Here is an 8,444-nt window from a genome sequence, read left to right on the forward strand (position 1 = left end):
CCCCATACCTTATCAAGAGTAATGATCACATACTTTTTTACTCATCTTTAGCTTGTTGAATTAATTTTAATAATACATCTGCTAAGACATTTGGTGAATAAGGCTTTAATAAATAATCAAACACCTGTTGGCTCTCGAGAATATCCGATGATTTATCTACCGCCGAAGAAACAATTAAAGGAATGCTTGTTGTCTGTTCGTTTGCCTTTAGTTCTTTGATTAAATCCCAGCCACTCACATCATCTGCTAAAACCAAATCTACAACTATAGCTAAAACATCTATATCCTCTGCTAGCTTAACGATGTTTTTACCACTTGGATCATGAATGACGCTAAAACCCATTGATTTTAAAGTTTCGGATAATAGCATAGCAAAACTAATATCATCTTCAATGATTATGACTGTTCCTTTAGTCAGGTCAGTAGTACCTATAACTTTGAAATCTGTTAACGGTTCAATATTATTTACGTCCGTTAGTGGCAGCGTGAAGTTGACTGTTGTACCCACTTGTTCTTCTGATTCGATCCAAATATCACCACCGTGGGCCTCTACAATTCCCTTACTGATAGCTAAACCTAAACCTGTTCCACCTATTTTTTGACTAGCACTATTATCGATCCGTTTAAACTTCGTAAACATGTTCGGTAGCTCAGATGATGGAATGCCTATTCCCTCATCTTTAATACTAACTTTAACCTTTTCCTCTTCATTCGTTATTTTTATAGCGACATTTCCACCGTCTGGAGAAAATTTAAGTGCATTGCTAATGATATTCGTAAGCAATTGAATTAAACGATCTTCATCTGCTAAAACTTTTGTATAAACGGCCTGGTCTTCAAAGTAAATCGGATGACGTTTGTCATGATTAAATGTCTCAATCACTTGCATAATCACTTCACTAAGACGAAGCTTCTCCATCTTATATTCCTGCTTACCTGATTCGATTCTTTGAACATCTAAAAAGTCATTAATTAAATTGGTTAATCGTTTGGCTTCTTTGAATATTGTTTCCAGATAACGCGTTTGTTTATCAGGTGACAATTGTTTCTTGAGTAACATTTCCGTAAACCCTAACACACTTGATAATGGTGTACGTAACTCATGACTGACAGTACTTACTAATTCCGATTTCATTTCATCTATTTCATATTCTTTTGTTATATCCCGGTAGACAAAAAGGGTCCCTTTCTTTTTATCATTTAAAAAGACTGGAGAGCTGTATATCTTAATATATCTCTGCTGCTCACCAATAAGTTGACAACGCTTTTCAATGACACTAATATTGTCAGGCGCAATCCCTTTTTCAAAAAATGCTTTCATACTTTTTGCATCTTTAAACTGTGTTGAAATATCACTCAACCAGTGCTTAAGCGCACGTTTTTCTTTAAACGATTGCGAGAAAAACTCCATAAACTTATGGTTTGTTTGTAATAATTCACCCTCAAGAGAAACTAATTGCAATCCTTCATCGATATTTTGAATAATACTTTCGTTTAAACTCCGCTCGCGCTGTACCTCTTCATATATATCAATCCGACTTAAAGCGATGTTTAACTGACGCATTAATACGTAAACTTTTTCTATTTCATCCGTCGTAAAAGGTTGACCAATTCGGGTGGCTGCAAATACTAAGTCAACATGCGATGCTTCATTTAAAACAGCTGCGTATAAGTCATAACTATAGACCGTTCCCTCAGCAATACCTGCTTCTCTTTCATTTGCCAGCCGCTCTTGTACATAATAAGGTCTCTCTTTTAAACGCTGGATGATCTCTTGATGTATATCGTCCGAGAGAAGTGATGCTATTTTTTCTTTTGATAAACACTTATGAACATAGTGCTTTTTTTGCGGACTAAACAATATTCCCTTATCAAAGGTAAACACATCATCTAAATAGTTAAAGACTCGATGTAAGAATTGTTCTCGGTCTACGGTAACTGTTAATTCTTTATTTAAGTTACTGTAAACCTCTGTTTTTTCTTTCGCATCTTGCGCCTCTACTAATAGTTTTTGTAACATTACCTCGTTTTGCTTATTTTCAGTAATATCTATACCAATTAGAATATAGCGATACACTTTCCCTACGTCAGTTAAAAACGGTACAATCGTCGCATTAACCCAATACGTTGCTCCGTCCTTGGCCATATTCATAAGTTTACCCGTCCAAATTTTACCTTTTGAAATGGTAGCCCACATCTCTTTATAGAACGCCACATCATGCTGGCCACTTTTTAATACTCGGGTTGTATTTCCAACAAGGTCTGTTTCACTGAATTTTGATACTTTACAAAACATCTCATTAACACTTATGATCATGCCATCACTGTTTGTAATGCAAACTAAGGCGGATTGATTAAGCGCTTTATTAATATGCTCTATATCCGTTATATATGCTTGTAATTGCGCTTGGCTACTTTCAAGTTCGTCTTGTTGAGAAAGTAATTCCTCATTCTGCGCTAACAACTCTTCTTCTTTCTCTTGAACCTTCACAGCCATCTTATTAAATGAACGTTTAAGTAGATTTAACTCATCGAGTTGATAATGGGCGGCTAAGTCCAGCTTTTTCCCCTCAGAAAAATCATTTGTTGCTTTAATAAATAACTCTAAGGGCAAAACAATCTCCTTCAACAACCGATTAACCATTAGAATAATAAGTCCGAAACTCACGATTCCAAGTACAATAAACCCAATAGTAAACTGGGTAATACGTGTTCTTGTCTGCTCATATATTAAATCTCTGTTTTCCGCACTTTCAGCATTAAACTGTTGCGTATATTCTAAAAAACGATTAATATCTGTATTTGCCCCACTATTTGCGAGCGCTCTTAACGATACATAGTCATCATTATTCACATGCTCAATCGCTAACGGTAATAAATCATCTGTGTAATTTCTATAAAACTCTGATAGAATCGTGTATAATTCCTCTTCCTCCATTGTTAAGTCCAATGAAGAAAAATACGCTAGACTGTCATCTAATTGCGTTAAGTTTTTATACAACAATTCCAGCTCTGTCTCACTTTGAAAGGCATAAAATCCTCGCGCTCGAAATAACACTCCCGTTAAGTCTCTGTCTAGCTGATTAATAGCATTATATTTTATTGTACTCTCTTCGTACTCTTTGTTAATGGTTGCTTGAGTTCTTATTAAAGTGAGCGTAGCAACTGATACAACGGCGACAATGACTGCTAACAAAGTTAACGTGATGACATAAAATTTTCGTTTTATTTTTATTGTTTTATCAGTCTGTTTCATGAATGAATTCCTCTACCACACTGCAAAGTGCCATCGGACTAAAAGGCTTTTTCATGAAATAATCTACGCCTACTTCCTGAGCTTGCTGTTGGTCCTTTTCCTGAGCCTTAGCAGTCAACATAATGACGGCCGTTGTATTTATCCTATCTTTATCTACTTTTTCTAAAAATTCAATACCGGTCATACCCGGCATCATATAATCCAACACAATCACATCATATACATGTTGATTTACTAACTCCAAAGCGTCCTGACCATTATCGGCCTCATCAATCGTGCAACCTAAATCTTCTAAACTATCAACAATTAACATTCTTAAAACAGCTTCGTCGTCTACAACTAGCAATCGCTTCATCATCTACACTCCTCATTCATCATCGTCTTAAATAGTCTTGAATAACATCATACGATCTCTTTAATCTCTCTTTAGATTCAGGTTGTTCCCAAGGAGCCCAGTTATATGGAATAAAAGTACTGACACCATTTAAAGCTTTAGGCAGTTGATCGACAACGACTTCATTTTGACTTACCGTTACATTAATGTAAAGGTCCTCTATCAGCGTTGAAGCATCAAGCCCCTCTTTCCATAAATCACCTGTTATTTCTTTTAGGCTAGGGTCTTTAACATTTAACAATAACCAAGGTAACCGAATTTCAAAAACGCCTTTGTCTGGCAACAGCATATAATCTGATAGCGAATGATAATCTTTACTTTCTGGATTTCCATTTCCCTTAAGTAACTGTCCTGTTTCATAAAATTCAAAAGGAAGTTCTTCTCCAGTTGAAGGGATTGTCATCGGCTTATTTAAAGCTAAATTGATCTTATTAAAGCGACCATTATTATTTGACAGCGCATCATTTTGTTCCATTAAATCTAACTCAAAACCATACTCATAGTAGAACGGATCATAATAATCATCAATCCACACCCGACTTTCTCCAGATGAAGCCACTTCAACTACAAAATCTACCCCTTCATCAAAGAGAGTGTCTTGCAAGAAAGGAACTGTTTCATTCCCTTGATTATCAATCGTATTGAGTAGAATGTATAAGTCTGTATCACTTTCCCAAAGTTCTGGATCAAATTCAATCATTATATACACAAAAGCTTCGTCATAAGACGTAGACACGGATTGAATAACACCTGTTTCTTTTGTGGCTAAGCGTTCTTCTTCCAACCATTTTTCTATGTTCCCATCGATTGGTTTTTTATGTGTCTCAAAACTAAGTAAGCCAAAGCGCTGCTCATTGGTTTGGACATTTGACCAATACGGACGACGGTCCGGATTATCTAATTGCATCGTATTCCACGTGCGTTTAAACCACTCATCTTGCCACGTGAACATTAATCCACCTAGAGCACCTTCTGCCATTATGTCTTCGAACAATTGAACGACAATCTCTCCTTGTCTCTCCTCTGAATGAAACCCTTGGTTTAATCCAAATGGATTCGTATGTGTCATTCCTCTGGAAGCTGGCACACCGAATTCCGCAATTAATACTGGCATCTCATGAGCACTGATCAAATCATTTAAGTAACCCGCATAATTATTTTTTTGGCCACGATGATCAATATATTCAATATAATCCGGCTCATAATTTAAAAAATCAGGATAATATGGGTACACATGGTAACTTGCAAAATAGCCTGTTTTTAACGACTGTTTTGGATGAATATGATTCGGATTTATCGAAACCAAATCTTCCTCTAAAGAAGGCTCAGCTGGATGGGTTAATAAATCTGTCGTCGGCCAATTAGTAAAACTAATGGGTTGCATGACTTCGTAATGTTCAACCTGATACGCTATTAATGTTTCCATTCTAGCAGCAAGCCATTTTTCAAATGCATTAGCATTCTCTGTAACGAAAAACTCACCATTAAATTCTTCTAAATTCTCATGTAGATTATTCGTTTCATCAACCATAAGTGGATACCACTCAATCCCTAAAACCCAACCAATCACATAAGGCGAAATATCATAGGCATACTCACCAGACGCGTGACCGACTTTTTCAGGAAGCGTTATGTTCCCATGAATAACATCTACAACATCTTTCATTTCTTGTTCAAAAGCTTCAATGTGTTCTGGAAGAAAAGCATCTAATGTATCTTCTAAGCCTTCTTCTTCGATCCATACACCGTGCATTAGATACATGGGGTGCTCAGCCTTCTGATTATGCAGCCAAAGCGCTTGATAAAATGCGGGCGGGTGAATAGTATACACCCTTATGACATTAGCACCAAGATCTGCAATTTGCTCAATCCAGCGTGTGTATTGTTCAAATGTAATCGCTGCTTCACCAGGCCAATAACCAGGAGCTGCCATACCCATATTGATGCCCTTTACATCAATCTGATGCCACTGTTCGTTGTAGTATACCTCAAAATGTTCTCCATTAATTCGACTATTATAAGCGATGCCCTCGTCTTCATATAACACATTATTAAAAGTACTTTCTTCACTACGCTCATCAACACGTTCCTTGGTTTCATTCAATATTGTTTTTAACATAGGTAAGTACGCCCGGAAATAAAAATCTTGCTTACCATTTAACTGTAATTGACTTCTCACCTTATTGATTCGATCTAACCAATTGTATTGATAATATTTTGGCGTTTGGGCAACATCGGCATAATCACCTGCAAAATAGTAAAGCGATGATTGATTTTGTTCATGCAGCGTCACTGCAGGAATAGTATTACTAATATTATAATCAACTAAGCGCGCTTCACCTTGTTCAGTTAAGCCAAGTGTATAAGTAGCTAACGTATTGGCATCTGTCGTTTCTATCACGTCAAACCAATAGCCATAATATGCATTTAATCCACCGTCAAACTTTTCATCCCCTAAATCTGTATATTTAAATTCAACACCTGCCCCTTCAAAATCTATCCCTTCTTCTAACACAACGATATAATCATCCGATCTAACAAACACAAGGCCAGCGCCTTCAAAATCCCATGATTGTTCGGTCTGCTCTTCGTAATTACTTATCATCCATAAAGGTAATTCATCATTGGCATTCATATCAAGATTATCAAAATACCTGCCTATCCAACCATCCCAGCGGATGCCCATCAATGATGTGAATCGTCGCCTTATTGCATCTTCAGTCGGACTCGCAAATGCATTAAATTCTGCAATCAATGTTTTATCTTGCGTTAGTACTGCTCTTTCTAACTTTTCTACATCCGATTCAGACAAACCACCAAAGATTAGCTCCGATCGCTCTCCTGTTTGATTGACACCATCCAAATCACTTTCATATACCCCATAAGTGTCAGCCAGATAGATAAGCTCTGCTTCGAGTACGCGATCATCAATATTTTCCATTTCATGCGCCTCATTTTCTCTCGGATGAAATCCTAAATAATCTTCAGCTAATTGATATTCACCACCATCTTCTTTTACATACTTTAAATGATTGAGCCCCCACACAATGCCCTTGTGTTCACGATAATTAAAATCTGGAACTGTATAATCTATAATAAGTACCTCTAAAGATGTTGATGCTTTCATTTGCCATACAATAAAAGGAAACAAAAGGAGAACTATTATTATAAAAATCAATAGGTATAGTACTTTTTTCATCCTATTACACCTTCTTATCATTTAATAGTGTTAATATTAGTTATTACCCTTATAAACAACATATTAAAACACTGCTCTTAATCAAATTAAAAAGAACCAGCATTCCTCTTTCAATATAAACGATTGAATCGTAATCAATGTATGCTAAACTAATTGTAACTAACAACATAAGGTTCTGTAGTCACACTTTTTACGTATGTTTAATTAGGTAAATTATAACACACATTCCCTTTTTTCACGCATTTACTTATACATCTATATTAATAGCGAGGTGCGTTTTATTATGACTCATTTAAACTTCAAGAAAAGAATTTATCTACTTCTTTTTGTTTTATGTATTGGATCTATCATGTTTATTTCCAGCCATTCACAACTGTTTTCAAGCATCAGACAGTTCTTATTTAGACAGGCACCAGAGACCATCGATATTGTAGAAGTGACGTTCAAATCTGACACACACTTAAGCGATCTTCCGTTAGATTTCAATGTCCATATCGATCATTCACTCACCACTCAACTGTCTCACCTTTATCTCGGGGCTAGTCTCCAAGACCCTTTAGGTCATTGGATTGATCTACCTATTATTGATTTTCTTCCCTCAGCTACTAACAAAGAAACTATAACAATTTCAACGCACTTGACAGAGCTTAGTGAAAATATGTTGATAACCGGACCTTATAAAGTTATTGTGTCTATTTGGGATCGTCCCCCAACAGAGGAAAATGCAACGCGTTTATCTAGCTTATCTATTGATGACGCTTTACGCATATATAATTTTAAAGAGAATTTCCAGGAGATTGACGATAATATTTGGTATAGTCGAGAAGGACAACTTGGGAGATCGAAGCTTAGCCAGGAGCGCGTCAATGTCTCAGATGGCAAATTAAAAATTATAATACCTAAAGGTTCCGTTGATGGAGGAGAGCTTCAAACAACAGACCTTGTCCACTACGGCTCATATGAAATAAGAATGAAGGTGCCTGATGCACCATCCTCTATTACAGGTTTTTTCTTATATAAAGCACCTGACTTTCATCATGAAATTGATATCGAGATATATAATCAACAAGATTCAACCGCACTTTTTACATCTTATTACTCTGGTGATGCATACCATGAAAACAAAACGCTTTTAACTTTTGATCCAACTAAAGATTTCTATCACTATCGCATCGATTATTATCCAAGCAGCGTTTCTTTCTTCATAAACAATCAATTGATGCAGACATGGACGGAAGGTTTTTCAACTGAACCGATGTACCTGATGATAAATACGTGGTTCCCTAGCTGGCTCGAAGGACTTGCACCATCTGATGATCAAGTGCTAGAAGTTGACTGGATAAAATACTAGCGACGGGGATTCACTTGATTTAAATGCGCTCCCCCGCATAAACATCAGGTTCTCTGTCAAATGTGGTGGTACCTAAAACACCACTCATTTGATCAATTATTGTCGAGGTAGTATCCGCCATCCTTGACTTCAATAACGACCATGATGAGTTTTCTTGTGCCGGATGGTTATTTTAATGCCTTTGAGGCACCATCCGCGCCTAAGCTTATCATGGTCGTTTTCTTCTAAGTTCGATTAAGTCGGG

General features: G+C 36.6%; 4 protein-coding genes. 1 reads left to right on the forward strand and 3 read right to left on the reverse strand.

From position 1 onward, the window contains the following. Nucleotides 1-37 precede the first annotated feature (37 nt). From BM163_RS05810 to BM163_RS05820, 3 genes are read right to left on the reverse strand one after another with little or no spacing between them, the layout of a single operon-like run. Nucleotides 38-3,256 (reverse strand): ATP-binding protein, encoded by a 3,219-nt coding sequence (locus tag BM163_RS05810; protein WP_089801118.1) that lies wholly within the window; start codon nt 3,254-3,256, stop codon nt 38-40. Next, nucleotides 3,243-3,611 (reverse strand): response regulator, encoded by a 369-nt coding sequence (locus tag BM163_RS05815; RefSeq protein WP_089801120.1) that lies wholly within the window; start codon nt 3,609-3,611, stop codon nt 3,243-3,245. The genes BM163_RS05810 and BM163_RS05815 overlap by 14 nt, the downstream gene beginning before the upstream one ends. A 19-nt stretch (nt 3,612-3,630) precedes the next feature. After that, nucleotides 3,631-6,849, reverse strand: coding sequence for a hypothetical protein (locus BM163_RS05820; protein ID WP_089801123.1), 3,219 nt, complete (start codon nt 6,847-6,849; stop codon nt 3,631-3,633). Nucleotides 6,850-7,132: 283 nt separating this feature from the next. Here BM163_RS05820 and BM163_RS05825 point away from each other — a divergent pair, with 283 nt between their 5' ends. Continuing rightward, nucleotides 7,133-8,200, forward strand: coding sequence for a glycoside hydrolase family 16 protein (locus BM163_RS05825; protein ID WP_089801125.1), 1,068 nt, complete (start codon nt 7,133-7,135; stop codon nt 8,198-8,200). Nucleotides 8,201-8,444: the final 244 nt, after the last annotated feature.

The sequence above is a fragment of the Halolactibacillus alkaliphilus genome (assembly GCF_900115465.1).
Lineage (GTDB): Bacteria > Bacillota > Bacilli > Bacillales > Amphibacillaceae > Halolactibacillus > Halolactibacillus alkaliphilus.